This is a genomic window from Streptococcus henryi DSM 19005 (genome assembly GCF_000376985.1).
GTDB classification, from domain to species: Bacteria; Bacillota; Bacilli; order Lactobacillales; family Streptococcaceae; genus Streptococcus; species Streptococcus henryi.
Map to the genome: position 1 here is coordinate 106,801 of NZ_AQYA01000034.1, position 25,923 is coordinate 132,723.

Consider the following 25,923-nt stretch of genomic DNA (forward strand, 5'->3'; position numbering starts at 1 on the left):
AATCTAACCGACTTTGAGAGTTTTTCTATCACGTAAATATTAGTTTTTTTGTCTCAATTTTTCCAAAGTTTCCTGGAAAATAGCTGGCGCTGGTGCTGTGAATGCCATCTCCTCACCAGTACTTGGATGGGTAAAGCCTAGTGTTTGGGCATGGAGAAATTGTCCCTCTCCCTTCAAGGTTTTACGTGGCCCATAGGCAGGATCTCCAGCTACTGGATGACCAATATAGCCCATGTGAACACGAATTTGGTGAGTACGTCCCGTTTCCAAGGTCAATTCAACAAGTGTGTAATCACCGAAGCGCTCCAAAACTTGAAAGCGCGTCACAGCTTCTTTACCTTTAGCAGTCACCGCTTGTTTTTTGCGGTCTTTCTCACTGCGGCCAATTGGTGCTTCAATCATACCACGGTCATTTGGTAAGTTACCATGAACGATAGCAATGTATTTACGTAGAGATTTTTTATCTTTTAGTTCTGTGGCCAAAGCGTTATGAGCTGTATCATTCTTAGCAATCATAAGCAATCCTGATGTATCCTTGTCAATACGGTGGACAATACCAGGGCGAACAACACCGTTGATTGAAGACAAGTCTTTGACATGATACATAAGGGCATTAACCAGGGTTCCTGATGGATGACCTGCTGACGGATGAACAACCATGCCTTGCGGTTTATTAACCACTGCTACGTCCTCATCTTCATAAATGATGTCCAGTGGAATATCTTCAGCCTTGTATTCTAAAATTTCTTCTTCCGGCACTTGGTAACTAATGACATCACCGACTTTGACAGCATACTTAGCCTTAGCAGCTTTGCCATTGACCAAAACCGTGCCTTTTTTAATCTCCTCATTGGCCTGCGTGCGAGACAGTTCTGTCAAGTCCGCCAAGGCCTTATCTAGGCGAGCACCGCCTTCTTTAATGATTAGCTCCATATTTCTCCTCTCTCCAAAGGGCGATAAAGAGCAAAATCACCCCCATAGTTAAGTAAGAATCCGCTACATTAAAAATAGCAAAATCCATAAAATCTAGATGCACCATGTCGACCACATACCCAAGTCGAACACGGTCAATGAAATTACCAATACCGCCAGCGATAATCAAGGTCAGGCTCACCAAGAGCCAAAGATCCCCTTGGATATTTTTGATAAAATAATAAACCCCAAAGCCGATTACTAAAAAAGTAATAAGGGCAAATAGCCACTGCTGGTCTTGAAGCATGGAAAAAGCTGCGCCTCGGTTCTGAAGATAGGTCAAGCTAAAAATTCCTGGTAAAAAAGAACGCACTTGTCCTAGCTCCAGATTGCTAACAATCCAGAACTTGCTCAACTGGTCTAAAACAATCAAAATTACCCCAGCCAGTGGAAAATAAAGTTTTCGCATACTAGTCCTCATCAATTAATTTGTCAGCTCTTTTAGGGCTGAATTTAGCAAAATAATCCGTCATAACTCCGATAAATTGCAAGGCACAGGAACTGAGATTTTTATCACGCCTCTTGATATAAACCATCTTGTTATCTAAATCATCCTCAAGCGGGATGACAGTGATACCATTAACACTGCGGCTATCAAGGAATCCTGAACCTGTCGCGTAGGCATCTGTCCGCTCTAAGATACCATTAAGTGTGGCACGGTCAGTGACATTGAAAATGCGTGAACTTTCTGTAGTGTCAACAAAATTCTCAGAATAATAAAGATAATCTTCCTTCTCTTGAGTAAAACGAACTGTTGGCAAACCAAGTAAATCTGTCATTTTCAACTGGGCTTTACTTGCCAAATTGTGTTGTTTTCCAAGATAAATATGAGTTTGGAAAGGAATCAGTTCCACATACTCCAAACCTAATTTTTCCATTCTTTGCAGGAGACCTTTGCGATTCTGGTTATTAAGGTAGATGATTCCAATCTCGCTGTCACCCTGTGCAACCTCGTCCAAAATACGGATAGTCGTTGATTCAAAAATTCGGAAATTACGATCCTTAGAATAGACTTTGGAAAATGCCGTAATCAAAGGTGGCAAAAAATCATAGTGCTGACTAGCAATAGAGAATTCCTCATTCTCCGCATTACTCTGTGAAAACTGACGTTCAAAGGAATCAAAGCTCTTAACCACTTCTAGCGCCTTTTCATAAAAGCTAAGACCTTGGCTGGTTAAAACTGCTCCTGTAGTTGTTCTTGTAAAAATTTGAAAACCAAGTTCGCCCTCTAAATCGCGAACAGCCACGGAAAGGCTGGGCTGGCTGACAAATAATTTTGAAGCAGCCTCTCGGAAAGTTCCACTATTTGCAATAGCTACAACGTAACGTAATTGTTGGATATTCATAAGAAAGCCTTTCTAGAAAAAATCAATTATCACTATTATACCACAAAACTTGCCTAGCCTTAGACGATAACGCCGAAAAAGAGTGGCCTGATTACTCTGATTATCCGATGATTATTCAATTGACCTTAAAGACCTCCCATTCAGAGACCTCAAAGTGATAGACAAGGAAGGAATCCCCTTACCTAGCAAGCAAAATTTTTGTATAATAAGCCTATAAGTCTTGCGAGGACAATATCAAGGTAATAGGAAAAGAAATGCAAAGTATCAGTAAGGAAGAGATTCTAGCACAACGTTTTTATAATCAAGGTCTGATTAAACCCTACCCTGACCTAGACCAACTCTTAAAAGACTCTCTGGGAATTCAATCTCAATACCTTAATCATGGTCTTTTTAATATGTCAACACGGTTGAATCTTCTAAATACAGAAAGAGTTGAAGAGACACTTGAGCCAGCTATTTTAGGCTGGGGTCAGCGTCAGACTTACCACTTCTATAACTGGCAGACTTGGCAAGAAATGGGACAATTTTTAAAAGCAGATGGCACTTGGACCGAGAACTACTTTGCTAGTGAAAATCTTGACCTCGTCAAAGAATGTCAAGAATTGAGGGAGCATCTGACCCAGCCTCTAACTAGAACTGAATTATCTCAGCGTTATGGTCAGCGTTGGGCCAAACTCTTTAATTGGAGTGCCCTTTTTATCTATAATTCCCGCAAAGGCAAACTCTATCAAAAATGGCAGCCAAATGACCGACTAGTTGTTTGGTCCGAGAAAGTCATCCCTAAAAATCCTGAGCTTCCTAAGAAAATTTTAGAGTCCTACTTCAACTTCTATGGCCCAGCTAGTTTGGCAGATGCTGCCCACTTTTTTGGCATTAAGCAGTCTCAGATTTCCGAAAATGATTTAGCTGGCCTAAAAAGATACGATTATCAAGGTAAAACCTATTACACTAAGCATTGGCAAGAAGAGGTTCAGATTCCAGAAGTTTTGGTACTTGGAAAGTTTGATCCGCTTCTTGTTTCCTACAAACACACGGATGTTTTGATTGCCAAGGCTGATCAAGGGCTTGTTTGGAAAAAAGCAGGGCAGATTTCAGCACTTATCTTGATAAAAGGAAATCTTAAAGGAATCTGGACTTTTTCTGTAAAGGGCTCTGCTATTGATTTCAAAGTCCTAAGCGCCAAGAAAATATCCCTCAAACATCAAGCAAGCATCCGTCGCATCTTCCGAAAATACGCCAAATGGATGGGGAAAACCATGCGACAAGTTGCGTTTCATGTAGAATAAATACAGGTTAATCTTCTTCACTGTTTTCATTTGACATCTGTCACAAGCAACTATAAACTAAATAGTAAGCATTGTTTAGCGTTTACATGATTTTTTCTATACAAATATGACCTCTTAGAAAGGGAACTCATGTCTAAATTAAATTTACAAAGGATTCTATCCTTAGGGGCCCTTTTAATTATTGAAAATTGGCTTCTGCATCTCCTAACCGATCATTTGCCAGAATTGATAGGTTATCCTCTCAAAACAATTGCCCTGGCTCTCAGTTTTTATTTATTGGCCCATCGTCGCTATAGGTTGACAATTCCATTAAAGACTAATGTATCAATTTGGGAACAAGTTAGGATCAATTGGCTGAGCTTTGTCTATATGTTCTTAATAGCTCTCCCCTTAACATTTTATGGTCTAAGCAATCACACCAATCAACTCCCTCAAGCCATTATCATATCTGCCTGCGCAGCATTTTTTGAAGAGTACTTATGTCGAGGGATTTTAATACAAATTGGCTTGGGAGAAGAAAAAAAGTCATATCCAAAAATACTACAACTTGCCTTGCTTACCAGTCTTATTTTTGGATTAGCTCATTTAGGGAATTTAACTCAGCAGCCACTTGATGTCACTCTTTATCAAGTCTACTACGCAAGTGCCTTGGGACTTTATTTTGCAGCTGTTACTATACGAACTAGAACCTTGTGGTGGGCCATCATCATTCATTTCATCATTGATTTTGCCTCTATCTTAGCTTCTGACTCTACGGTTGCCTCAGCTATTCCAACCATCGGATCTTTTTTCCTTTGGTTGTTTGTAGCACTACTTTCCTTGTTCTTAATTCGTCCCAAGAAACTAAAAGACTACATTCCTTAAATTGAACAAAAAAGGTAATACTTATGATGAATAATTTTAGAAAGGTATTCTCCACTAAATGACTAAATTACTAAAATGGCTCTATGTAAAAGATGAGTTTACTCCTCAAGAAAAAACTTGTCTTAAATCTTATTATAAAAAAATGGCTGCTCTTCTGCTTGTCTGCATTAGTGCACTTGTCATCGGAAATCTTGTTGCCTGGATTAGCAAGGAACTCTCCCTGGCCTTAATCTATAAGCAAGTGACTATCTTCCTCTATCTTGGCTATATTGTCTTTGTCCTATCTATTTCTTTTATTTTTGATAAAGCAGGGCTTTCAAGCCAGCTGACCAAGGAAGAGTTTGAAAGACAGGATATGCGTAAAATCAAGCGCTTTTCCCTATACTACCTTATCAGTTTTAGCCTTATTCTCTTTGCTGCAGTTCTGTTGCAAAATAAACTAGCACTTCTCTTCGGCATTGGTAACTATTCAATCAAACCTAGTAGTCTCTACAGCGGATTCTGGTTTGGTATTTACTTTGCCACTTTGAAATGGCTAATAGGGAAAAGACATTTCAAAGAATATAAGAAAGAGAAAAATCCTCTAAAACTGTAAATTTTGATTGAAGCTTTGCTATTCTTGAAAGGAATACCAGAAATGAACGTTTTAAAATTTATTTTTAGTCTCTCTGAAAGGCGTGCTGCTAAATGGCAACTTTTTGTCTCAAAAATTGAACCCTACATTCTGTTTGTTTTCATTGCTTCCTTAATTGCAGGTTCTTATATTGCACTTCATATTAACGAAACTCTAGCAGTCGCTCTCTTAGTTCTGATTCTAAGTCTGACTTTTCTTTTCATTTTTCTTTGGATTTATCTAGGGCTCTGGGTTAAATATCATGAAAGAGAGACTGAAAAAGACGATTAATACCCTTCGAAAATCAAAATGATAGATCGTTAAGCCTTCTTGCCTACCATCAGATATGTCTGCGTCGGCTTGCCTCCTCTAATTTTTATTTTCATTAAGTATAAGATAGACAGAAAAAATCTCTCAGATCCCTTGTCCTGGCAAGAAATTTGAGAGGTTTTTATATGGCTTATTTTTTATCAAATTTAGACTTAATCTCTTCCCAGTCAGGGAAATCTGGCAAGGCTGGGAGATTAAGTTTTGGTGCTTCTATCTTGGCAACTTTAAAGTTCCCTGCAAAGGCAGCAAAGAAAAGCTTGGCTGACTTGGACATGAGGTTTTTCTTGTCCTCGTTGATTGCATTCAGACTATTGAAAACATTGAAGAGGGTTGTTGCCGACTCTCTGTTAAAATGGCTGAGCTCATTTAAACTAAGAAATCCGTTGTCGATAAGATTGTCAAAAACAGTGTCGAAGAGAGCTTTGAGTTCCTGGCTAGATAATTCATCAGTCCACTGCTTGAAGGTTTGTTGCAAGTTGAGGCTTAAATCCGTTGGTTTCTCAGCTGGGACAAAATCCCCAGTTTCTTCAGAAACCTGCCAGCGGGTAGCTGCGTGTTGAAAAACGCCAAATGATTGGCTTTCCACAATCTCCTGTTCAACGTCTATGTTGAGCATGACACCGACGATCGATTCTTCTGGTCGAATCACCTTTAGACGGTCACGAATGTTTTGATAGCTCTGCAATGTTACCTCAGCTTCGTGCAAACCGGGTGCATCGAACATATAGACTTGAGCAATCTTGTCCTGGAGGTCAGAGGACAGATGGCTGACCGCATACACAGCCAAGTTGCCTCCTTTTGAATGGCCAGAAACTAGAACTTTGTCCTCGTGAAGGCTAAGGTAATTTTTCAGGTAGGCAATGGCAGAGCGGTGAGCCGGAATTTCACGCATGTAAGTCAGTTTAAAGTCTTCCTTCCAGCCCACCATGGTATCATCGGTCCCACGGAAAACAATCTGGGTGTGATTGATCTTAGGAATGCAGAAAATCATGGCAGCAAACTGCTTTTCAAGTTCATTATCCACATCATTAACATAATGGGAGAGTCGCAAATCCGCAAAACGTTGAGAAGAAATCATTTCCTCAAGCAGATCCACGCGCTCCTTAGTCATGATGAAATTGTAGTCCAGCTTATCCCTTTTGCCCTCATAATGTTCTAGAACATCTCGCAGAGTGAGCTCCTGACTTAAATCAAAAACAGGCTCTAAAACCTCTCCAAAAGGAATGTAACCAATCTCGTTCAAAGACAAAATATCTGCGTCATTCAGGGCTAAATCATCAAATGAAGTGTCCTTGTTTTTTTTCATATAATCTATGATACTTGCCATTTATTGCTACTTCTGACCTCACTATACTTTTATCTATCTAACTAATAAACTCATTTTACAAGCATTTTTCTTATGCGTCAAGGTAAAATGTGCTATGATAAAAAACAAGAAAAAAATGAAAGGTATCGTCATTTGAAGAGCTTTGAGACAAGGAACTGAGTTGCAGGCTGTACTGGCGTATGGCAAAATGAAAGTGATGGAGTATCAAAGCCCTTCATTTGACTAAACTATTATGTCAAAAACACAAATCTTTCGACTTTTTGCTGGTTTATCAGGATTATTGGGAGTCAGCTTACAAATTATTCAGGATGGTTGGGGAATGCTCCTTTATTATACTGTCTTATCAAATATTATTGTATTTCTCTTCCAGTTTTATTTGGTTGCTTTTGAAGCTAAGAAAGGAACCATCAATTACCATGGCAGATTGATTAGACTAAAGGGCGGTGTCATGATGTCTATTACCATAACCTTCTTGGTATACCATTTTCTATTGTCACCTTATGTCAGTCACAATGATTACTGGAATATCCGAAATTTTCTGGTCCATTATATCGCTCCGCTTTGCTTTATTATAGACACTGTCTTTCTGGATAGAAAGGATAGCTACAAGTCCCTTGATCCTCTTGGTTGGACCATTCTCCCCTTAGCTTACTTTGCCTTTACCATCTTTAACGGATTGGTCACTCAATTTGTTATTCCTGGCTCACCAGACAGTCCCTATGCTTACTACTTCCTCAATCTCAATAAATACGGATTTAAAGGAGTTTTTAACAATACCCTCTTTATCTTTCTGGCTTATGTTCTAATTGGTTACCTCTTTTTCTATCTCAAAAAAGTCCTTGGCCGTCCTGCCACAGCTCAGGTAAAAAAATAAAACAGTCAAAACAGTCTTCAAGTCTATTGACAGAGAGACGCTATATAGAAAAACGAGCCTACTTAGGCTCGTTTTCTAATAGTGTTTTCTGTCATACTCTTCGAAAATCAAATCCGTTTAGGCAACTGACCTCACTGTTCAATGACTTATGAAATCAAGCTGAAGTTCAGATTTTTGATTTTCAGACTTGCTACTCAGAAATGGCATTACCTGTGTAGAGTTGGTAGTAGCGTCCCTTTTGAGCGATGAGGTCATCGTGGCTGCCGCGTTCAATGATGCGTCCTTGTTCAAGGACCATGATACAGTCAGCATTGCGGACCGTAGACAGGCGGTGAGCGATGACGAAGGTTGTACGTCCCTTCATAAGGGCATCCATACCTTCCTGAACATGAACCTCAGTACGTGTATCAATAGATGAGGTTGCCTCATCCAAGATAAGGGCTGGTGGGTTGGCTACTGCTGCACGCGCAATGGCTAAAAGCTGACGCTGACCTTGTGATAGGCTACCGCCATCACCAGTCAAGACTGTGTTATAACCTTCTGGCAAGTGTTTGATAAAGGCATGGGCATTAGCAAGTTTAGCTGCTTCAATACATTCTTCGTCAGTAGCATCCAAGCGACCATAGCGGATATTATCCATAACAGTCCCTGTGAAGAGGTGGGTATCCTGTAAAACAATCCCCAGACTACGGCGGAGATCAGCTTTCTTAATCTTGCTGATATTAATACCATCGTAATGAATCTTACCTTTTTGAATATCATAGAAACGGTTAATCAAGTTGGTAATGGTTGTCTTACCAGCCCCCGTTGATCCAACAAAGGCAATCTTCTGACCAGGCTCGGCAAAGAGATTGATGTCATGGAGAACCATTTTATCATCGTTGTAACCAAAGGTCACATCTTCAAAGGTTACCCCACCTTGCAATTCATGGTAGGTGATTGTCCCATCTTCATGAGGATGTTTCCAAGCCCAATGACCTGTCATCTTATCGCTTTCTACAATATTCCCTTGGTCATCTTTTCTAGCATTAACCAATTCGACATAACCTTCATCCAATTCGGGTTCAGCATCCATAAGATCAAAGACACGGCTGGCTCCGGCCATAGCCATGATAACAGAGTTAATCTGTTGGCTAATCTGGGTAATTGGGTTGGTAAAGCCACGATTAAGTGTCAAGAAAGATACCAAAGCACCGATTGTCAAACCAGCGTAGCCATTAAGGGCAAGAATGGCTCCAATCATAGCACAGAGAACATAGGAAATATGTCCAATGTTGGCTGAGATTGGCATAAGGATGTTGGCATAAGTATTGGCATTGGTTGCAGAATGGCGAAGTTCCTGATTGAGTAGGCGGAAATCGGCTTTAGCAATCTCTTCATGATTGAAAACCTTGATGACCTTCTGCCCCTCCATCATTTCTTCAATAAAGCCGTTAACCTTACCAATATCATTCTGCTGGTCACGGAAGTATTTAGAGGACTGCCCTGCAATTTTTCTTGCCACATAGAGAAGGACGATGACCATAAAGACCGACACAAGTGTCAAAGGCACATTAAGAATGACCATGGCGGTGAAAGTTGTCAGAATAGAGAAACTTGAGTTGATAACCTGTGGGATACTTTGGCCAATAAGCTGACGCAAGGTATCTACGTCGTTGGTGTAGATAGACATGATATCGCCGTGAGCATGGGTATCAAAATACTTGATTGGCAGGCGCTCCATATGTGTGAAAAGGTCTGAACGAATACGGCGCATGGTACCTTGACCAATAAAAACCATAAGGTAATTATAAGCGTAGGCAGCAAGCACACCGACTAGACCAAGAAGACTTAAATTAATAATTGCTTGTGCTAGACCTGAAAAATCTGGATTATCAGCTGCCATGAGCGGTGTGATATAGTTATCAATCAAGGTCTGCATGAAAAGATTGAAGCGCAGGAAGCAAAGAGCTGATGTTAGAATGAGGGCAACGACTAGGAAGAAACGCCATTTGTAAAATCTAAAAATATAAGCTAAGACGCGTTTCAAGGTGTCTTGTTTATTAATATTTTTCATTTGTTTGCTCCTCCTTCCTCATCAAAGTCTCCGCTAGCCTGTTGCTGAACGTCGTAAATTTCTTTGTAAATAGCGTTGCTTTGCAACAAGTCATCGTGGGTAGCAAAACCAGAAATCTTACCATCATCTAAGACTAAGATCTTGTCGGCATGCTGAACACTTGAGATACGTTGCGCAATGATAATCTTAGTTGTCCCTGGAATGGTTTCTGCCAAAGCCTGACGGATATTGGCATCAGTTGCTGTATCAACAGCGCTGGTTGAATCATCCAAGATAAGGACTTTTGGTTTTTTGAGCAAGGCGCGTGCGATACAAAGACGTTGTTTCTGACCACCAGAAACGTTGCTACCACATTGTTCAATCCAAGTGTTGTACTTGTCTGGGAAGCGCTCTATGAATTCATCAGCGCAAGCCTGACGACAAGCTTCAATACATTCTTCTTCTGTCGCATTCTCATTACCCCAACGAAGATTATCCAAGATTGTCCCTGAGAAGAGGACATTCTTTTGAAGGACTACAGACACTTGATCACGTAAAACTTCCAAGTCATATTGACGAACATCATTTCCACCGACTAGAACACGGCCTTTGTCAACATCATAAAGTCGAGAAACCAAGTTAGCGAAGGATGTTTTACCAGAACCTGTACCACCAATAACACCTATGACCTCCCCAGATTTGATAGACAAATCAATATCATTGAGAACTTCGTCGCTGCTTCCATGCTTATAAGAAAAATGAACATGATCAAAGACGGTATCGCCATTTGGCACTTCCATAATAGGATTGTCTGGATTGACAATATCTGCCTCTTCTTGCAGTACCTCACTAATACGTTGAGCACTAGCAATACTCATGGAAATCATTACCATAATCATTGACAACATCATAAGTGACATCATCATACCAAATACGTATGAGAAGAGAGAGGTTAATTCACCTGTCGTCAATTGACCAATTACGATAAACTGGGCACCAAACCAAGATAGGAGAATGATACAGCCAAAGATAACAGCCATCATGATAGGATTGTTGAGGATTACAATGCTTTCTGCTTTAACAAAAAGATTATAGATAGTATCTACTGCCTTGTTAAATTTACCTGTTTCAAAGTCTTCACGAACAAAAGACTTAACAACTCGGATACCTGTAATATTCTCCTGAACACTAGAGTTAAGATCATCGTACTTACGGAAGCTCTTTTGGAAATTAGGCATGGCACGACGAATAACAAGGAAAAGAGCCAGAGCTAGCAAAACTATAGCTGCTAAGAAAATCAAACTCAATTGACTGTCCACGACAAAACACATAATCATTGAAACAATGATTGTAAGCGGTGCACGTACAACAACACGAATAATCATTTGATAGGCATTCTGAACATTAGTAACGTCAGTTGTCATACGTGTGACAAGTCCTGCTGTGCTGAATTTGTCAATGTTTGAGAATGAGAAGGTTTGAATGTTATCGTACATCCCTTCACGAAGATTAGCTGCGAAACCAGCCGATGCTTGCGCAGCAAATTTACCTGCCAAATAACCACAACCAAGTCCACAGGTAGCTAAGACAAGCATAAGTATCCCATAAAAGATAACCTTAGACATGTTTCCTGCTGAAATCCCTTGGTCAATCAAGAGGGAAATGACAAAGGGCACAGAAACATCAAAGAATACCTCAAGAGCTGCAAATAAGGGCGACAGGAAAGAAGGTTTCTTATAGTCCTTAACCTGAGCCAACAAAACTTTAATCATTTGTTACCATCACTTTCTATAATATTAAAATAAGCTTTTTCCAAAAGGAGGTGAAAACTTTCCCTTTCACTATCAGAAAAACCATCTGTAAAGAAATGTTCAGATTGCTCTAAGTGCAGTTTTAAATCAGCAATCAATTCGGAACCCTTTTCTGAGATCTGAACCCTCTTAATTCTCCTATCCTTCTCATCTGGTCCAATCAAAACAAAGTCCTTTTGCTCTAAACGCGACAAGATACCAACCATGGTAGGTTGAGAAACCTCGAACTGTTTTTCCAGCTCTTTAAAGGTCAAACTGTCTCCAGTTCTATTTAAATGTAGAAGGACCCAGGACTGCATAGTTGTAATATTGTAGGGTTTCAAGAAAAAATTCATATTCTGCTCTAGTTGACTGGCAATGCGTTTAACCAGCCAACCATAGGGAGCTTTTTTTATATCCACAGATTCACCTCCTCGAAAATCTTTCACTAGTCATTATAAAACTTTAATTTCAAAAGTCAATAGCCTGCTATTGTTTTTTTAGAAAAATATCTACTTCAATTAATAATCCTAGCCACTACTTACTTAAAAAGTATGTTAATACTATCCATAATTTGCAAAAGAAAACAAAAAGACTACCTTAGTATTGACATACCAAGATAGTCTTCAAAGTGATTCTATAATACTTTTGTTAGATTTTCTATATTAATCAAAAAGGTAATCACAAAGGACATTTGTATTTGAATAAACTTCTTTCTCTCAACAAAAGAACAGAAAGCCGAAAGCGACAATGCATCAAAGCTCTAAAAAAGACAATAAATCACTTTAATCTAAATTGACTATATATCAGACCTGCTATTGCTAGTAAAAACACGCCGAGTCCAATGACAATAAAACTTATGGAAGATATGCTGTTTTTCAATAGTGTCATGGCCAACGGACCTAGGGGCATAAACAATATCGCAAGGGTATAAATAGTTGAAAATACTCTCCCCATATATTCATTAGACACTCGCTCTTGCACTTGACTAAAGAAATGGATATTGAAAATAGTTTCAAAAAGGTTATAAATGACTGCACCAGAATAACTGAAAGCTAGCGGTAATCCTGTTAATGGTGAAGTAGCCATCACTACTATTCCAATTCCACTTAGACCAAGTATCCAAAGAAGAGATGTCATAGTATTTGGGAACATTTTTGAGAAAAATGCACCTATAATTGCACCTAGTGCTGACAAACTTAGAATAGTGGCATAGGCTGTAGATTCATTAAAGATTTTAGGACTAAAAGGTAACAAATAGGTCAGCATTGCCAAAAATAAGTTGACCAGCGCAGCCATTATCAAAAGAAAGAAAATTTCTTTATCCGCAATTATGTAGACTAAGCCTGCCTTTATATCTATCAAAACATTTGTGAAATTTAAGTTATTCTTATTGTATTGATTCGCAAGCTTGTCTTCTTTTTTGATAAATAGTAAGAATAAGAAGGAGGCTAAAAATGTTAAACTATCAATTAAAAGTGTCAAGCGAATCCCTAGATTGTGGTAAACAAGAAATCCTATTATAGGTGAACTAACCTTGATGACTTGAACTATTGTTTCCAGATGCGAATTATAAGTCACAAGATTCTTTTTCCCAACAACTTCAGGTACATAGGCTCTGTAGGCAGGACTAGAAAATGATGATGAAATTGCCAGAAATACATTTGCTGCAATAAGTCCATAAAGCATGAAGTGATCACTAGAAATGAAAACTAATGAAAGACACATCAGACTACAAAGTCCATCTGTCCATAATAAAATTTGACGGCGCTTAAATCTATCAGCGAGAGCACCTCCAAAGGGATTTAGGATAATGGAAACTAAGAGCTCTGCAATTTGATAAATCCCAAGCATTTTTTGTCCAAGAAACCCTAAAGAAGCTATCCAACTGCTGTTTCCATAATCATAGAGGACATCCCCTAACTTATTAATTGATCTACTTGCTAAAAGTTTTATTCCGTTTCTATCCATATTTTCCTCCAACAGTGACTAATTTAGGTTAGGTTCTGGCCAGAACAATCTAAAAACTACCCAATATGAAACCTACTACTTTAGCTGAATTTCACTAGTTTTTTCGATTAAATACATTATAAATCACATTTTTAGAGAATCAAAAAAATTCCCAAATAAGGGAATTTTTTATCTACAAAACTTATTCATATGCTCTTGATAATGCTTAGCATGATGCAAGGAGCCCATTACTTCAAAACAGAATATAGCATTCTTCATATCGTCTAATCCAGAAGAGTCACCCTTTTTAAATTTAAGAAAACCTTTTTCATAGAGAAAAATGATGCGATGAAAAGCATTACGCTCATTAGTTAGTAATTTTTCAGCTTCCTTTTTAAAGAACTCTGCTTCCTCTAAATCACCTCGCTCAGTTGAAATCTCCATAAGATTTAACATGATGACCTCTACCAGATTTCGATGAGTTGCAATTTCAGCATAATAGTCCACGCGCTTTAAAATCTCTCTAGCCATCCTACTCATCAGAGTAGTTGGATAAAAAGTGTAAAAGTTGCCAATCAGTATCAAATCACTAATTTCCCATACTTCTTTTTGAAAGAGATAGTCAGCCACATAATCTAAATCTTCTTGTGACATCGTCCTACTTTCATCACATTGACAAATCATACCACGAAAAAGAATGATATTGAGTTTGGCCTGAAGGTTATTAAAATCTCTTGATAACTTGTCCTCTTCACTATGAATCAGAGACTCCAATCCAGCAATATCTTTCTTGTAATGAAATCTTGCCATTTGAGACATCAGTTTCTTTTGTTCAATGCGTTTAAAACCATTTGCTTTATCCATAAACTCTTCAACTGAAATTTGAATAGCTTCTAAAGCCTTAATAAATTTAGTAAGGGATAAATCCGATTCTCCTCTTTCAAAACGTGAGAGTTGGGAAATGGATAAATCCTTACTTGCTACTTGCTTTAGTGAGAAACCGCGATTCAATCGACACTCTTTAAAAATTGGACCATATTGACTCATCCGTCTATCCTTCCACTTGCATACTGAGGTCTTCCCATTCGTTCATGAGTTGGTCTTGCTCATGTGTCAGATCATCAAGTTCTTTTTGGAGACTGATGAGTTCTGAGGCATCATTGGTTGCAAGCATAGCTTCATTGATTTCTTCAAGGCGGCTTTCAATTTCTTCAAGTTTTGCTTCGATTTCGGCAATGCGTCTGGTTAATTTGCGCAGTTCTTTTTGGTTGGCTTTTTGTGCCTGGTAGTCGTTTGCGACAGCTTGGGGCACTTCCTGCTTAACCTGATTTTCTTCAGCATGTAGACGGGCTATCTCCTCAAGCTCTGCCTTTTTCTCCAAGTAATAATCGTAATCACCCAAATAGAGGGTTGAGCCTTGATCGGAGATTTCCAGGACCTTGGTAGCTACACGGTTAATGAAATAGCGGTCGTGGCTGACGAAGAGCAGGGTGCCATCAAAGTCAATAAGGGCGTTCTCTAGCACTTCCTTACTGTCAATATCCAAGTGGTTGGTTGGCTCATCCAAAACGAGGAAATTGTCGTTTTGCATAGACAGCTTGGCCAAGAGGAGACGGGCACGTTCACCACCTGAAAGCATGGCTACAGATTTCTTGACATCATCGCCCGAGAAGAGAAAGGCTCCTAGGCGGTTGCGAATCTCAACTTCTGGCGTTGTTGGAAAGTCATTCCAGAGCTCATCTAGGACTGTATTGGTGCGAGTCAGATTGGTCTGAGTCTGGTCATAGTAACCAACTTCTACATTGGCCCCGTAAGTCGAGGTCCCCTCAATGAAAGGAATTTGTCCAACAATAGACTTAATAAAGGTTGACTTACCGATTCCATTTGGCCCCACGATAGCGATAGCATCGAATTTTTTAACGTCTAGGTTAATGGGCTGAGCTAGAACCTGACCATCATAGCCGATAGCCGCGTCTGCCACTGTCAAAACAACGTTACCAGAAACCTTTTCAGCATGGAAGGTCATATTAGCAGACTTGAGCTGGTTAGTCGGTTTGTCCAGACGCTGGATTTTTTCTAGCTGTTTACGGCGAGCCTGGGCACGTTTGGTTGTTGAAGCTCTGACAATATTGCGTTGAACAAAATCTTCTAACTTAGCAATTTCTTTCTGTTGCTTTTCAAAGTTCTTCTCTTCTGTCGCAAGTTTCTCAGCCTTGAGATCCATGAATTTTGAATAATTGCCCACATAGCGATCGAGGCTGTGCTGGGTCAAATCAAGGGTCACCGTTGCTACTTTATCAAGGAAATAGCGGTCGTGGCTGACGATGATAAGAGCGCCTTGGTAGTTGACCAAGTAATTTTCCAACCAGGCAATTGTTTCAATGTCCAAGTGGTTGGTTGGCTCGTCCAAGACCAAGAGTTCAGGTCTTTCAAGCAACATTTTAGCCAAGGCAAGGCGAGTGTTTTGACCACCTGACAGCTCTGCTATTTTCATGTCCCACATGGACTGGTCAAATTTGAATCCGTTGAGAATGGCCCTGATGTCAGACTCGTAGGTGAATCCACCTTTACTTCTAAATTCTTCAGACAATCTGTCATAATCCTGCATGAGTTTATCAAAATCACTGCCTGACAGCTCTGCCATTTGCCCTTCCATCTGACGAAGACGTTTTTCCACCTGACGAAGGTCATCAAAGACATGCAACATCTCATCGAAAATGGTATTTTCAGACTCAAAACGAGAATCTTGTGCCAAATAAGAGAGAGTGAGGTCACGTTTAGTGTTAATCTCACCAGAAGTTGGCGCTTCTTCTCCAACCAAGATTTTTAAAAGGGTCGATTTGCCAGCACCATTGCGTCCCACAAGTGCAATACGGTCACGTTCATCAACCTGAATGTTAATGTTATCAAAGAGCACATCACCAGAAAATGAGCGCTCGATTTTATTTCCACTTAAAATAATCATAGTACTATTTTACCAAATCCCAGACTTTTAAACTAGAAGAAGACTGCAAAAAATCTACCTTTGTGGGGTAGATAATTATAAATATTTTTATTTTAGTCACCATATAGGCTGCATTACTCGAAAATAAAAATGAACTACTAACTATACAATGTTTCAAGCGCTAAAATGTCACTGTTTTGAATACCATGGTAAGAACCAGCAGACTCCATAACAGAAGTATTATTATCATCATGCGCCAAACCAATAGCATGACCAAGTTCATGTTCAGCCGTGTGAATAATACGTTCTAAGGTATAACCATAGTCGTTTTCTAATAAATAGTAAGTATTCAATTTGACTGTCCCAGAAATCAGGTGATTATTGGCACTGTTTGTTTCCATCTCCGCCAAACCAGCTGCCTGAGAGCTAGAATCAGAATACTCCGTTGCAATAATATCAGCTTGGCTATTGTCATAAACCCTAGTTAAAGTAAAAGCACCTGTCGCATTCCAATTTGCTATTGCTTCTTCATAAGCAGTAATTAGAGTAGGATTAGATGTCTCAATATAGACTGTCGCGCTATTGGTTTTCCATCGGGAGCCAGAATAATAGGTAAAATCATCAGTAGTAAGTTCAGATAATGCAGTCTTAAAATCATCTGTACTAGTATTTGCAAAGTAGCTACTAACAGAATTTGCTAGAGTTGAAATCTGATTAGCAAGCTGTGAGTCACTGTGATTGGCATAATAAAGTAAACCAAAAATAACTAGCGCAAAAAATAAGATTGTTTTAAAGAGTCCCCAAAAAAGATTCAACACGAAGCTAAATATCATTTTAGGGATAAACAAAATAAGGTTCAAAACTCTTTTCATCTGCAAACTCACCTCCTACAAGAAATAATAAAACATATTGAAAGATAATAATAACAAAGCAACCTTAATAAAACTTTAAAATAGAAGACCAAAGGTGATAATTACTGAAGTTAAATTCGACACACAGCTAATTAAAAGGCGATGCAATGAAACATCGCCTTATTATAGAAACTAAGCTTCTTCTTCGTTTTCTTCAGAAGTCTTGTCCTCATTATCCTCTTCCTCAGGATTTTGATAGTCAATAATGATATCATCAACTTCAGCTGCAACGTCCTCCGCAACACTTTCTGCTGTGTCCTTAACTTCTTCTGCTACTTCAGAAAATTTTGATTTTACTTCTGAAACAACGTCGCTTGCAAAATCTACTGCTTGATTTGTTTTTTCTTTGACAGTCTCGAAAATATCTTCCTTAGTCAATTCACCTGATTCAAATTTTTCTTTATAATCATTAAAAGTACCAGTAGCTAAGTTAGTATATTCAACTGTTTTTTCTTTTGCTTTTTGGTGATACTCCTCAGGATTCTCTTTGTATGCTTCGAATGCTTTTTCAGCACGTTTCTTAATTTCTTTGCCTTTTTCTGTTGAAAGGAAGTAAGCTGCAGCGAATCCTGAAGCTGCACCAACAATTATAGTTTTAAAGAATTTATTCATCATTTTTCTCCTTTATTAGATCATTAACACTGATGAACAGTACCTAAATGTGAGACAGATAAGTCTTAACGACTATTTTTTTTCTTGCCAAACATTTTCGAAGCTACTTTACCAACTGCCATAGCTGCGCCAGCTTTTCCAGCTGAAGCAGACATTGAACCAGCTCGCTTGCTGAAACTTCTAGCCTGGTAATTCAAATCAGAAACACTCTCTGAAAGCTCTGCTACTGCAACGAAAAGTGGATCAATTGTAGCAACTTTTCCATTAACATCTTCAACCAGAACATTAGCCTTAGCTAAAATTTCATTAGTTTGATGTAAAGTAACGTTCATATCACTAGTCAAAACTTTCAAGGTTTGTTTTGTTTCATCAATCGTTTCATTAACAGCATCGACGGTTCGATGAAGTTTGATGGCGATAGGGATACTTACCCCTACCAAAATCGCAAAAGCGATCGCAATAATCAATAATGCAATTTCTAGCATATCCCCTCCTTCTTCTACTTTTGATAATAAGGAACATTCTTGCCCTTTCTTTGCCAAATAGCAAAGCTGATACCAACTATAACAAGTATTACAGAAAGCCATTGTGAGACGCGCAAGCCGCCAACCATTAAGCTATCTGTCCTCATTCCCTCAATCACAAAACGTCCAATACCATACCATATCAGGTAAAACGATGCAATTTCACCCTGTTTTAGTAACTTAGGACGACGTCTTAAAACTAACACAATCGCGAATCCAATTAAATTCCAAACAGACTCATACAAGAAAGTTGGAACACGATAACTGCCTTCAATGAACATTTGCTTTTGAATAAAGCTAGGTAAGTAATCCAAGGATTTCACTGCTCTGCCATATGCCTCTTGATTGATAAAATTTCCCCAACGACCAATAGCTTGCGCAATCATAACTCCAGGCGCAGCAATGTCCAAGAAATCAATTGGATTGATGACTCGATAATATGAGAAAATAAATAAAACTATAGCTCCTGCTATCAAGCCACCATAAATGGCGATTCCACCATTCCATACTGCAACAATCTCGCTGAGGTGCTGTGAATAGTAAGACCATTCAAAGGCAACATAATAAAGGCGAGCACCGATAATAGAAATTGGAAAGGCAATTAAGATAAAGTCCAAAATATCATCAGGAATAATATTCTTTCGAGGAGCTTCCTTCATCGCTAAATAGACTGCAAGAATAACACCTGTCATGATACAGATAGCATACCAATGAATCGCGAATGGCCCGATTTGAAAGGCAATTGGATTAATCATTTGAACCCTCATTCTGACTGATCAATTGTGTCAAGCGGTCTTCAAAGGTTTTAGTAGCATCATAACCCATTTGCTTAGCACGATGATTCATAGCTGCTGCTTCAATAACGACCGAAACGTTACGACCTGTTTTAACTGGAATTCGAACTCGAGGAATTTTAACACCTGATAATTCAATTTCTTCATTGCTATTTCCCAAACGGTCAAATACTTTATCAGATTCAAAGTTTTCAAGATAAATAGCCAATTGAACTTGTGATGAGTCTTTAACAGCACTGGCACCATATAGACTCATAATATCGATAATCCCAACACCACGAATTTCTAAAAGGTGACGAAGAATTTCGGCAGGCTCACCCCATAAAGTTTCCTCATCTTTAGCATAAACATCAACACGGTCATCCGCTACGAGACGATGTCCACGTTTAACTAATTCAAGACCTGTTTCACTTTTACCAATTCCAGAGTCTCCCTGAATAAGAACACCCATTCCATAAATATCCATCAAGACACCATGTACACTGGTACGCTCTGCTAGACAGGCATCCAAGTACCAAGACATCTCACCTGATAAACGACTAGTCGGAACATGACTCTTTAGAATGGCAATACCCTTCTCCTCTGCTGCACGGAACATTTCTTCAGGAATGTCCAAATCACGCGCAACAACGACTGCTGGAGTTTCAGGTTTAAACATTTCTGTTAATACCTGATAACGGTTATGAGCCGTCATCTTCATCAAATATGACCATTCCTTCATCCCTAACAACTGGAGACGTTCAGGGGAATAATAATCAAAATATCCAGTCATCTCAAGGCCCGGGCGTGAAATATCTGCTGATGTAATCGGTTTTCCAAGTAAATCTTGATTGCCATAAATCACATCCAGTTTTAGTCTATCAACTAACATTTTTACTGTAACTGACATAATTTCTCCTTTTCTAGTATTATACCACATTTACTTGTAAAGGAAAGCGCTAACCATTTTCAGAAAAGAAATGTCATAAATCATAAAAGGACAGTGAATAATTCCCTGCCCTGCTTTTTCAAATGGTTTTTAATATTAGCTCTAGCAATATAAATGCTAACTATACGGTTTCCGACCTACTCTAGGGCATCCTGTTAACTACCCAAAGAGAAATTGTATTTATGTTGAAATAATTGATTTTCTATAGATGGGACAACACTTCATCTTTAGAAAAAATCATTTCGGAATAATAGCTAAGCCTTTAATTATAGTTACTAGAAACAACTAATTAAGTTTTACCAATACCAACCATCATTATCATTAGACTTATCGTTAACAACATCGGCATCTTTTCTTCTACGCGGACCAGTACCGAATTTTTCCTCAATAACATCTTCTTTGTAAGGTAGGAATATCGCTAAGAGGATATAGAGAAGAATACCGAAACCTGTCATATACATTATCAAAGCTGCCAATACACGAGTTAGAGGCAAATCCCAGCCAAACTTGTCAGCTAGACCAGCGCAAACACCGGCAACTAGTTTACCCTTCCTCATTTTATAAAATGTTGATTTCATTTATATATCCTTCCTGTCTATTTCTATACTCTTAGTATATCTTATTTTTTTAAAAAATAAAATCAGCCTTGCGACTGATTTTAAGATTATCTTTTCTGTTCAAGTTTTCCTCGACATTTACCACAAGCAAACTTACCAGTATCAACCCTTCTTTTTCGCTCATAAACCAGACCGCATTTTTGGCAAACATATTGAAAATAGTTTACCTTTTGTTGCTGACTTTTTGGTGTATAGCGGAGCCCATCAACTCGCTTGAGAAGATTTTTGAAATCGGCATCCTTGTGCTTGTATCCTTTTTTCTCATAGTAGAGATGGTAATGGCAGAGCTCGTGACGGACGATTTTTCGAAAGGTTGCTAAACCAAATTCCTCATAAATCTTCGGATTAAAATCAAGGTGTCCGTCATGAGGAAAGAAGCGACCGCCTGTTGATTTGAGGCGATTATTCCAGACTGCTTGGTGTCTGAAGGGCTTGCCAAAATCCTCTTGCGAGACGCTCTTAACATAATCAACTAAGTTCACGCAAATCTACCAATGACAAATTAATCTTGCCACGTTCCTTATCAATTTTTGAAACCCAGACCGTCACCACATCACCAACGGATACGACTTGGCTTGGGTGTTTGACAAAGGTCTTGCTCATTTGGGAAATGTGGATAAGACCGTCATCATGTAGACCAATATCAACAAAAGCACCGAAGTCGACAACATTACGCACTGTTCCTTCTAATTTTTGCCCGATTTCAAGGTCTGAAATATCCAAAACATCTTGACGGAGAACAGGTGCTTCAAAGTCATCACGCAAATCGCGGCCAGGTTTTAGCAAGTCCTCAATAATATCCTTCAGCGTTTCTTGACCTAGTTCTAACTGCTCTGCCATTTGACCAATAGAAACAGCCTGGAGCTTGGCTTTAGCAGATTCATCCAAATCCTTAATCTCAAGTAGAGCCAAGAGTTTTTCGACAGCCTTATATGATTCAGGGTGGACACCCGTATTATCTAAAATATTTTTAGCATCTGGAATGCGAAGGAAACCAGCAGCCTGTTCAAAGGCCTTAGCGCCAAGTCTAGGGACTTTTTTGATTTCAGCACGTGACTTAATTTGACCATTTTCCTCACGGTACTTGACAATGTTTTCTGAAATTGTCTTGTTAAGCCCTGACACATGTGATAACAGCGCTGGACTGGCTGTATTAACATTAACACCGACCTGGTTAACAACGGTATCAACTACAAAGTCAAGATTTTCAGCCAACTTCTTCTGACTGACATCGTGCTGGTACTGGCCAACACCGATAGACTTTGGATCAATCTTAACCAGCTCTGCCAATGGGTCTTGCAGACGTCTAGCAATGGAAATAGCAGAGCGCTTTTCAACCGTTAAGTCTGGGAATTCGTGACGAGCCAATTCTGAGGCAGAATAGACTGAAGCTCCGCTTTCATTGACGATAACGTAGGAAACTTCAGGAAAATCTTTGAGGACCTCCGCCACAAAAGCTTCCGATTCACGGCTGGCAGTACCATTACCGATGGCAATGATTTCGATTTGGTATGTCTTAATGAGCTCTGCCAATTCCTTCTTAGAAGCTTCGATTTTAGCCTGACCAGCTGGTGGGACTGGATAGATGACATGAGTGGTCATGAGTTTTCCAGTCTGATCTACTACTGCTAACTTGGCACCCGTACGAAAGGCTGGGTCAAAACCAAGAACCATCTTGCCTTTTAGAGGTGAGACCAAGAGAAGATTACGCAAGTTCTCAGAAAAGAGACTAATTGCTCCATCTTCTGCCGCTTCAGTCAGTTCAGTTCGAATACGGCGCTCCATAGCTGGAACAATTTTTTTCTTAACTGTCTGACTAATCACTTCGTCGATATAGCTATTTCTTTCTTTGAAACGGACCTCAAAGAAACGAATCATTTTATCAATATTGTGCTCAAAGGAAACTTTAAGAATTCCTTGTTTCTCACCACGATTGAGGGCTAAAACACGGTAACCTTGGATTTTAGAAACAGGCTCAGAGAAATCATAATAGATTTGATAGGTTTGATTATCATCTTTTTCTTGATCTTTGAGGCTAGATGTCAGGGAACTGTAAGTCCAGATTTCATTGTAAGTCCACGAACGCAGCTTGTTATCTTCTGACATGGCTTCAACTAGAATGTCTACAGCACCAGCCAAGGCCTTGTCAACTGTCTCAAATCCCTCAGTCACATAGTTTTCAGCTTCTTGTTTAAGAGCTTTGCTATTTTGCAAAATGAGTCGAGCCAAAGGAAAAAGACCTGCTTCACGCGCAATAGTTGCTTTGGTGCGGCGTTTTTCCTTGTAGGGAAGGTAGAGTTCTTCCACGTCAGCTAGCTTACTAGCTTCCTCAATGGCTGCGCGTAATTGTGGCGTCAGTTTGCCCTGCTCTTCAATTTTAGCTAGGACTGTCGCTTTACGGTCAGCAAGTGCCGTCAAACTCTTATCTAAATCGATGATGGCCTTAATTTGAACTTCGTCTAAATTACCAGTTAGCTCCTTACGGTAACGAGCAATGAAAGGGATGGTATTGCCCTCAGCTGTAAGCTCTAAGACTTTGTCAATCTGACTTTCTTTGATGCTCAAATCCTGAGCAATTTTAATAATATTTGAATTTTCCATAACGTTATTATTATACCATAAGAATCACTTTTTATGTAAAGCCTTACAAAATATAAAGTTAGTAATCAAGCTAGCAAGGTCCATTTTAATCAAAAAACGCCAATCACATCAGGATTAACGTTTTTGATTTTTATGAAAAGAAAAGTTTTAGGATGAAAATAGTATAACAAGCCTTTCAATCTTAAACATCCGACTTAAGTCTGATATTTTAGATTAAACTAAAACATTATCTGATTAGTTAGCCTCTTTTTGTTCAAAGTGTGCTCGTACTTTAGGGGCTACGTTTTCTCCAAAAAGTTTAATGGCTTTAAGAACATCTTCGTGTGGCATAGAGCCGATTGGTAGGTGGAGCATGAAGCGGTCAAGTTGCAAATCTTCAATGATTTTAATAATCTTAGCTGCTACAAGATCTGGATTACCAACAAACATGGCACCATTAGGTCCAACAGACTCTAAATATTGATCCAAGGTCATTTCTGACCAGTGTGCACGACCTCTTGCGATATTATCTACAGTTTGTTTGGTTGGATAGAAATAATTGTCAATAGCTGATTTAGTGTCTTCTTCAATCCATCCCCATGAATGAGCGGCAACTTTAAGCTGCTCAGGAGAGTGACCATGACGACTTCCAATTTCCTTGTAGGCTTTGACTAATTGTGCAAATGCTTTAGGATTACCTCCAATTGTTGCATATGCAATCGGTAGACCTTGCTCAGCAATGCGAATAGTTGACTCAATATTTCCACCTGTTGCTACCCAAACAGGGAAATCTTTTTGAACAGCGCGCGGATAAACTGGACGATTATCAACAGACTGGGTATGTTTGCCATTCCAAGTTAAATTTGTCTGCTCCTTGATAGCCAATAGCATATCCAATTTTTCGTTGAAAAGTTCATCATAATCTGCTAAATCGTAGCCGAAGAGTTGGAAACTTTCAATAAAGGATCCACGACCAGCCATGATTTCTGCTCGGCCATTTGAAAGGGCATCGATGGTTGCGTATTGCTGGTAAACACGGACAGGATCGATTGAAGACATGATGGTAACCGCACTTGATAGGCGAATATGCTTGGTATTAACCGCACCAGCAGCAAGGACAATTTCAGGTGCTGAAACTGCAAAATCCTCACGGTGATGCTCACCGATGCCATAAATATCAAGACCGACCTGATCAGCCAGTTCAATTTCTTCTACAAGTTGACGAATACGTTCATCATGTGGAATAACCTCTCTTGTTTTTTCGAGTACTGTTGTTTCACCAAATGTTGTAATACCAAGTTCAATTGCCATGTTTTTTCTCCTTAAGTAATTTCTGAAGCTAGTTTATCACTAGTTAGTGTTATTATCAAGAATATTGCTCGTTACTTGAAATTTTCTTACAAAAATAATTATTAAGGCTGAAAAAGAGACTGATCAAATCGCAGTCTCTTGAAAATTATTTTAAAAATATCCAGTCACACTAGCTAAGGGAGAAACTTTCTCAGCCTCTTTACGAAGTGTTTTCCTCCACCCCTAAAGTCCTTATCTTTATTCAGCTAATGATTTGATTGTTTCAGGGTCGTATCCTAAAACTTCAGCCATTTCTTCATTAACAACAATTGAAGTTGTTTTAGGCTTTTCTACAGCAAGTTGACTAACATCCTCACCATTTAAAATCTTAACAGCCAGCTCCCCAGCTTGTTTACCGATTGCTCTATAGTCAACACCTGATGTAAAGAGAACTCCTCCAATAACAGCTTCATCACTACCGATTGCTGGAACCTTCTTGTCAATTAAGATTTCACCAATTGTAGGCACTGTCGAAGCTACTGTGTTGTCTGTTGGAAGATAGATGGCATCCACCTGACCTGCTAAACTCATCATTGTTTGCTGAACATCATTTGTAGTGGTAACTGTTTTTTCGACAGCCTTAACACCAACTGATTCAAGAGCTTTTTTAGCTGCTTTAGCCTGTACTTCCGAATTCACCTCATTGGCATTGTAAAAAATCCCAACAGTTTTAGCATCGGGCACAACTTTTAATAATAATTCAATTTGGTCAGAAACATCGGCAGCATCAATTGATCCCGTCATATTTTTACCAGGTTTTTCCATAGATTCAACTAAGCCTGCTGAAACAGGGTCTGTTACAGCTGTAAATACTGCAGGTGTATCAGGAATGCCAGCTTGTAGTGCTTGCGCAGCCGGAGTAGCAATAGCAAAGTTTAAATCAGTTTTACCTGATAACTGTTCCACCATCGTTTGAAGATTACTTTGATCACCTTGAGCATTTGTAAATGTGACCTTAAGATTTTTTCCATCCTTATAACCAGCTTCTGCTAAACTTTCTAAAAATCCCTTTCGTGATGCCGTTAGGGCATCATGCTCAGCATACTGAATAATTCCAATTCGGGTTTGCTCACTATCATCTTTTGAAGCGCATGCCGCTAAAGTAAAAACTGAGCATAAAGCTATCGCAGCTACCAAAATCTTTTTCATATCATTCTCCTTTTCCCAATAAAAGAGAACCACCTAGACATGCTAAATGGTCCCCAATTGTTTTCTAACAACGAATGGTGCCCACTATAATCCTTATAAGTGGACGAGCTACTCAATAAAGTTGATT

Annotated in this window: 25 protein-coding genes; 5 read left to right on the forward strand and 20 right to left on the reverse strand. The window is 39.1% G+C overall.

What is annotated here, in order from left to right; genetic code table 11:
• Window positions 1-39: 39 nt before the first annotated feature.
• Genes F601_RS0107560 through F601_RS0107570 form a run of 3 tightly spaced genes read right to left on the reverse strand, consistent with a single transcriptional unit; the run spans window position 40 to window position 2,318 of the window.
• Window positions 40-933, reverse strand: coding sequence for an RluA family pseudouridine synthase (locus F601_RS0107560; RefSeq protein WP_018165067.1), 894 nt, complete (start codon window positions 931-933; stop codon window positions 40-42).
• Window positions 917-1,381, reverse strand: a complete 465-nt coding sequence (lspA, locus tag F601_RS0107565; protein ID WP_018165068.1) for a signal peptidase II — start codon at window positions 1,379-1,381, stop codon at window positions 917-919. The genes F601_RS0107560 and lspA overlap by 17 nt, the downstream gene beginning before the upstream one ends.
• A 1-nt stretch (window position 1,382) precedes the next feature.
• Window positions 1,383-2,318: a LysR family transcriptional regulator gene (locus F601_RS0107570; protein ID WP_018165069.1), complete on the reverse strand. Its 936-nt coding sequence runs from the start codon at window positions 2,316-2,318 to the stop codon at window positions 1,383-1,385.
• Window positions 2,319-2,572: 254 nt separating this feature from the next.
• On the opposite strand from F601_RS0107570, the gene F601_RS0107575 reads away from it, so the two are divergent.
• The 4 genes from F601_RS0107575 to F601_RS0107590 all read left to right on the forward strand — a co-directional run bounded on the left by F601_RS0107575 (window position 2,573) and on the right by F601_RS0107590 (window position 5,372).
• Window positions 2,573-3,604, forward strand: coding sequence for a DNA glycosylase AlkZ-like family protein (locus F601_RS0107575; RefSeq protein ID WP_018165070.1), 1,032 nt, complete (start codon window positions 2,573-2,575; stop codon window positions 3,602-3,604).
• 129 nt (window positions 3,605-3,733) lie between these two features.
• Window positions 3,734-4,468, forward strand: coding sequence for a CPBP family intramembrane glutamic endopeptidase (locus F601_RS0107580; protein WP_018165071.1), 735 nt, complete (start codon window positions 3,734-3,736; stop codon window positions 4,466-4,468).
• 58 nt (window positions 4,469-4,526) lie between these two features.
• A complete protein-coding gene (locus F601_RS0107585; RefSeq protein ID WP_018165072.1) occupies window positions 4,527-5,063 on the forward strand; it encodes a hypothetical protein in 537 nt (178 codons plus the stop codon).
• Between the two features lie 42 nt (window positions 5,064-5,105).
• Window positions 5,106-5,372, forward strand: a complete 267-nt coding sequence (locus F601_RS0107590; RefSeq protein WP_074486104.1) for a hypothetical protein — start codon at window positions 5,106-5,108, stop codon at window positions 5,370-5,372.
• A gap of 169 nt (window positions 5,373-5,541) precedes the next feature.
• Here the strand turns inward: F601_RS0107590 and F601_RS0107595 are convergent, their stop codons facing one another.
• Window positions 5,542-6,738, reverse strand: coding sequence for an Mbeg1-like protein (locus F601_RS0107595; RefSeq protein WP_018165074.1), 1,197 nt, complete (start codon window positions 6,736-6,738; stop codon window positions 5,542-5,544).
• A 232-nt stretch (window positions 6,739-6,970) separates the two neighbouring features.
• On the opposite strand from F601_RS0107595, the gene F601_RS0107600 reads away from it, so the two are divergent.
• Window positions 6,971-7,612, forward strand: a complete 642-nt coding sequence (locus F601_RS0107600; protein WP_018165075.1) for a Pr6Pr family membrane protein — start codon at window positions 6,971-6,973, stop codon at window positions 7,610-7,612.
• Between the two features lie 190 nt (window positions 7,613-7,802).
• Here F601_RS0107600 and F601_RS0107605 read toward each other — a convergent pair whose 3' ends face one another.
• The 16 genes from F601_RS0107605 to F601_RS0107680 all read right to left on the reverse strand — a co-directional run bounded on the left by F601_RS0107605 (window position 7,803) and on the right by F601_RS0107680 (window position 25,796).
• Window positions 7,803-9,668 carry an ABC transporter ATP-binding protein gene (locus F601_RS0107605; protein WP_018165076.1) on the reverse strand — a complete coding sequence of 622 codons (1,866 nt, stop codon included), beginning with the start codon at window positions 9,666-9,668 and terminating at the stop codon, window positions 7,803-7,805.
• Window positions 9,665-11,419 (reverse strand): ABC transporter ATP-binding protein, encoded by a 1,755-nt coding sequence (locus F601_RS0107610; RefSeq protein WP_018165077.1) that lies wholly within the window; start codon window positions 11,417-11,419, stop codon window positions 9,665-9,667. Before F601_RS0107610 ends, F601_RS0107605 begins: the two co-directional genes overlap by 4 nt.
• Window positions 11,416-11,859: a MarR family winged helix-turn-helix transcriptional regulator gene (locus F601_RS0107615; RefSeq protein WP_018165078.1), complete on the reverse strand. Its 444-nt coding sequence runs from the start codon at window positions 11,857-11,859 to the stop codon at window positions 11,416-11,418. Before F601_RS0107615 ends, F601_RS0107610 begins: the two co-directional genes overlap by 4 nt.
• 358 nt (window positions 11,860-12,217) lie before the next feature.
• Window positions 12,218-13,408 (reverse strand): MFS transporter, encoded by a 1,191-nt coding sequence (locus F601_RS0107620; protein WP_018165079.1) that lies wholly within the window; start codon window positions 13,406-13,408, stop codon window positions 12,218-12,220.
• Between the two features lie 168 nt (window positions 13,409-13,576).
• Complete coding sequence (locus F601_RS0107625) at window positions 13,577-14,434, reverse strand: helix-turn-helix domain-containing protein (RefSeq protein ID WP_018165080.1); 858 nt, start codon at window positions 14,432-14,434, stop codon at window positions 13,577-13,579.
• Between the two features lie 4 nt (window positions 14,435-14,438).
• Window positions 14,439-16,352: an ABC-F family ATP-binding cassette domain-containing protein gene (locus tag F601_RS0107630; protein ID WP_018165081.1), complete on the reverse strand. Its 1,914-nt coding sequence runs from the start codon at window positions 16,350-16,352 to the stop codon at window positions 14,439-14,441.
• Window positions 16,353-16,489: 137 nt separating this feature from the next.
• Window positions 16,490-17,203: a M57 family metalloprotease gene (locus tag F601_RS0107635; RefSeq protein ID WP_018165082.1), complete on the reverse strand. Its 714-nt coding sequence runs from the start codon at window positions 17,201-17,203 to the stop codon at window positions 16,490-16,492.
• Between the two features lie 171 nt (window positions 17,204-17,374).
• Window positions 17,375-17,854, reverse strand: coding sequence for a YtxH domain-containing protein (locus F601_RS0107640; protein ID WP_018165083.1), 480 nt, complete (start codon window positions 17,852-17,854; stop codon window positions 17,375-17,377).
• Between the two features lie 65 nt (window positions 17,855-17,919).
• On the reverse strand, window positions 17,920-18,339 hold the full coding sequence (locus F601_RS0107645; RefSeq protein WP_018165084.1) for a DUF948 domain-containing protein: 420 nt from the start codon (window positions 18,337-18,339) through the stop codon (window positions 17,920-17,922).
• A gap of 14 nt (window positions 18,340-18,353) precedes the next feature.
• Window positions 18,354-19,133 (reverse strand): prolipoprotein diacylglyceryl transferase, encoded by a 780-nt coding sequence (lgt, locus tag F601_RS0107650; protein WP_018165085.1) that lies wholly within the window; start codon window positions 19,131-19,133, stop codon window positions 18,354-18,356.
• A complete protein-coding gene (hprK, locus tag F601_RS0107655) occupies window positions 19,126-20,061 on the reverse strand; it encodes an HPr(Ser) kinase/phosphatase (RefSeq protein WP_018165086.1) in 936 nt (311 codons plus the stop codon). The genes lgt and hprK overlap by 8 nt, the downstream gene beginning before the upstream one ends.
• Before the next feature lie 335 nt (window positions 20,062-20,396).
• Entirely contained in the window at window positions 20,397-20,678 is a 282-nt protein-coding gene (locus F601_RS0107660; protein ID WP_018165087.1) for a PspC domain-containing protein, read from the reverse strand.
• Between the two features lie 86 nt (window positions 20,679-20,764).
• Window positions 20,765-21,199 (reverse strand): SprT family protein, encoded by a 435-nt coding sequence (locus F601_RS0107665; RefSeq protein ID WP_018165088.1) that lies wholly within the window; start codon window positions 21,197-21,199, stop codon window positions 20,765-20,767.
• Entirely contained in the window at window positions 21,186-23,318 is a 2,133-nt protein-coding gene (locus F601_RS0107670) for a Tex family protein (RefSeq protein WP_018165089.1), read from the reverse strand. Before F601_RS0107670 ends, F601_RS0107665 begins: the two co-directional genes overlap by 14 nt.
• A 234-nt stretch (window positions 23,319-23,552) precedes the next feature.
• Complete coding sequence (locus F601_RS0107675) at window positions 23,553-24,608, reverse strand: LLM class flavin-dependent oxidoreductase (RefSeq protein WP_018165090.1); 1,056 nt, start codon at window positions 24,606-24,608, stop codon at window positions 23,553-23,555.
• Between the two features lie 237 nt (window positions 24,609-24,845).
• Window positions 24,846-25,796 (reverse strand): ABC transporter substrate-binding protein, encoded by a 951-nt coding sequence (locus F601_RS0107680; RefSeq protein WP_018165091.1) that lies wholly within the window; start codon window positions 25,794-25,796, stop codon window positions 24,846-24,848.
• Between the last annotated feature and the right edge of the window lie 127 nt (window positions 25,797-25,923).

What these genes read in the sequence shown, in the direction of transcription:
- F601_RS0107560 (WP_018165067.1), bottom strand. Translation starts at nt 933, where the DNA reads ATGGAGCTAATCATTAAAGAAGGCGGTGCTCGCCTAGATAAGGCCTTG.
- lspA (WP_018165068.1), bottom strand. Translation starts at nt 1,381, where the DNA reads ATGCGAAAACTTTATTTTCCACTGGCTGGGGTAATTTTGATTGTTTTA.
- F601_RS0107570 (WP_018165069.1), bottom strand. Translation starts at nt 2,318, where the DNA reads ATGAATATCCAACAATTACGTTACGTTGTAGCTATTGCAAATAGTGGA.
- F601_RS0107575 (WP_018165070.1), top strand. Translation starts at nt 2,573, where the DNA reads ATGCAAAGTATCAGTAAGGAAGAGATTCTAGCACAACGTTTTTATAAT.
- F601_RS0107580 (WP_018165071.1), top strand. Translation starts at nt 3,734, where the DNA reads ATGTCTAAATTAAATTTACAAAGGATTCTATCCTTAGGGGCCCTTTTA.
- F601_RS0107585 (WP_018165072.1), top strand. Translation starts at nt 4,527, where the DNA reads ATGACTAAATTACTAAAATGGCTCTATGTAAAAGATGAGTTTACTCCT.
- F601_RS0107590 (WP_074486104.1), top strand. Translation starts at nt 5,106, where the DNA reads ATGAACGTTTTAAAATTTATTTTTAGTCTCTCTGAAAGGCGTGCTGCT.
- F601_RS0107595 (WP_018165074.1), bottom strand. Translation starts at nt 6,738, where the DNA reads ATGGCAAGTATCATAGATTATATGAAAAAAAACAAGGACACTTCATTT.
- F601_RS0107600 (WP_018165075.1), top strand. Translation starts at nt 6,971, where the DNA reads ATGTCAAAAACACAAATCTTTCGACTTTTTGCTGGTTTATCAGGATTA.
- F601_RS0107605 (WP_018165076.1), bottom strand. Translation starts at nt 9,668, where the DNA reads ATGAAAAATATTAATAAACAAGACACCTTGAAACGCGTCTTAGCTTAT.
- F601_RS0107610 (WP_018165077.1), bottom strand. Translation starts at nt 11,419, where the DNA reads ATGATTAAAGTTTTGTTGGCTCAGGTTAAGGACTATAAGAAACCTTCT.
- F601_RS0107620 (WP_018165079.1), bottom strand. Translation starts at nt 13,408, where the DNA reads ATGGATAGAAACGGAATAAAACTTTTAGCAAGTAGATCAATTAATAAG.
- F601_RS0107625 (WP_018165080.1), bottom strand. Translation starts at nt 14,434, where the DNA reads ATGAGTCAATATGGTCCAATTTTTAAAGAGTGTCGATTGAATCGCGGT.
- F601_RS0107630 (WP_018165081.1), bottom strand. Translation starts at nt 16,352, where the DNA reads ATGATTATTTTAAGTGGAAATAAAATCGAGCGCTCATTTTCTGGTGAT.
- F601_RS0107635 (WP_018165082.1), bottom strand. Translation starts at nt 17,203, where the DNA reads ATGAAAAGAGTTTTGAACCTTATTTTGTTTATCCCTAAAATGATATTT.
- F601_RS0107640 (WP_018165083.1), bottom strand. Translation starts at nt 17,854, where the DNA reads ATGAATAAATTCTTTAAAACTATAATTGTTGGTGCAGCTTCAGGATTC.
- F601_RS0107645 (WP_018165084.1), bottom strand. Translation starts at nt 18,339, where the DNA reads ATGCTAGAAATTGCATTATTGATTATTGCGATCGCTTTTGCGATTTTG.
- lgt (WP_018165085.1), bottom strand. Translation starts at nt 19,133, where the DNA reads ATGATTAATCCAATTGCCTTTCAAATCGGGCCATTCGCGATTCATTGG.
- hprK (WP_018165086.1), bottom strand. Translation starts at nt 20,061, where the DNA reads ATGTCAGTTACAGTAAAAATGTTAGTTGATAGACTAAAACTGGATGTG.
- F601_RS0107660 (WP_018165087.1), bottom strand. Translation starts at nt 20,678, where the DNA reads ATGAAATCAACATTTTATAAAATGAGGAAGGGTAAACTAGTTGCCGGT.
- F601_RS0107670 (WP_018165089.1), bottom strand. Translation starts at nt 23,318, where the DNA reads ATGGAAAATTCAAATATTATTAAAATTGCTCAGGATTTGAGCATCAAA.
- F601_RS0107675 (WP_018165090.1), bottom strand. Translation starts at nt 24,608, where the DNA reads ATGGCAATTGAACTTGGTATTACAACATTTGGTGAAACAACAGTACTC.
- F601_RS0107680 (WP_018165091.1), bottom strand. Translation starts at nt 25,796, where the DNA reads ATGAAAAAGATTTTGGTAGCTGCGATAGCTTTATGCTCAGTTTTTACT.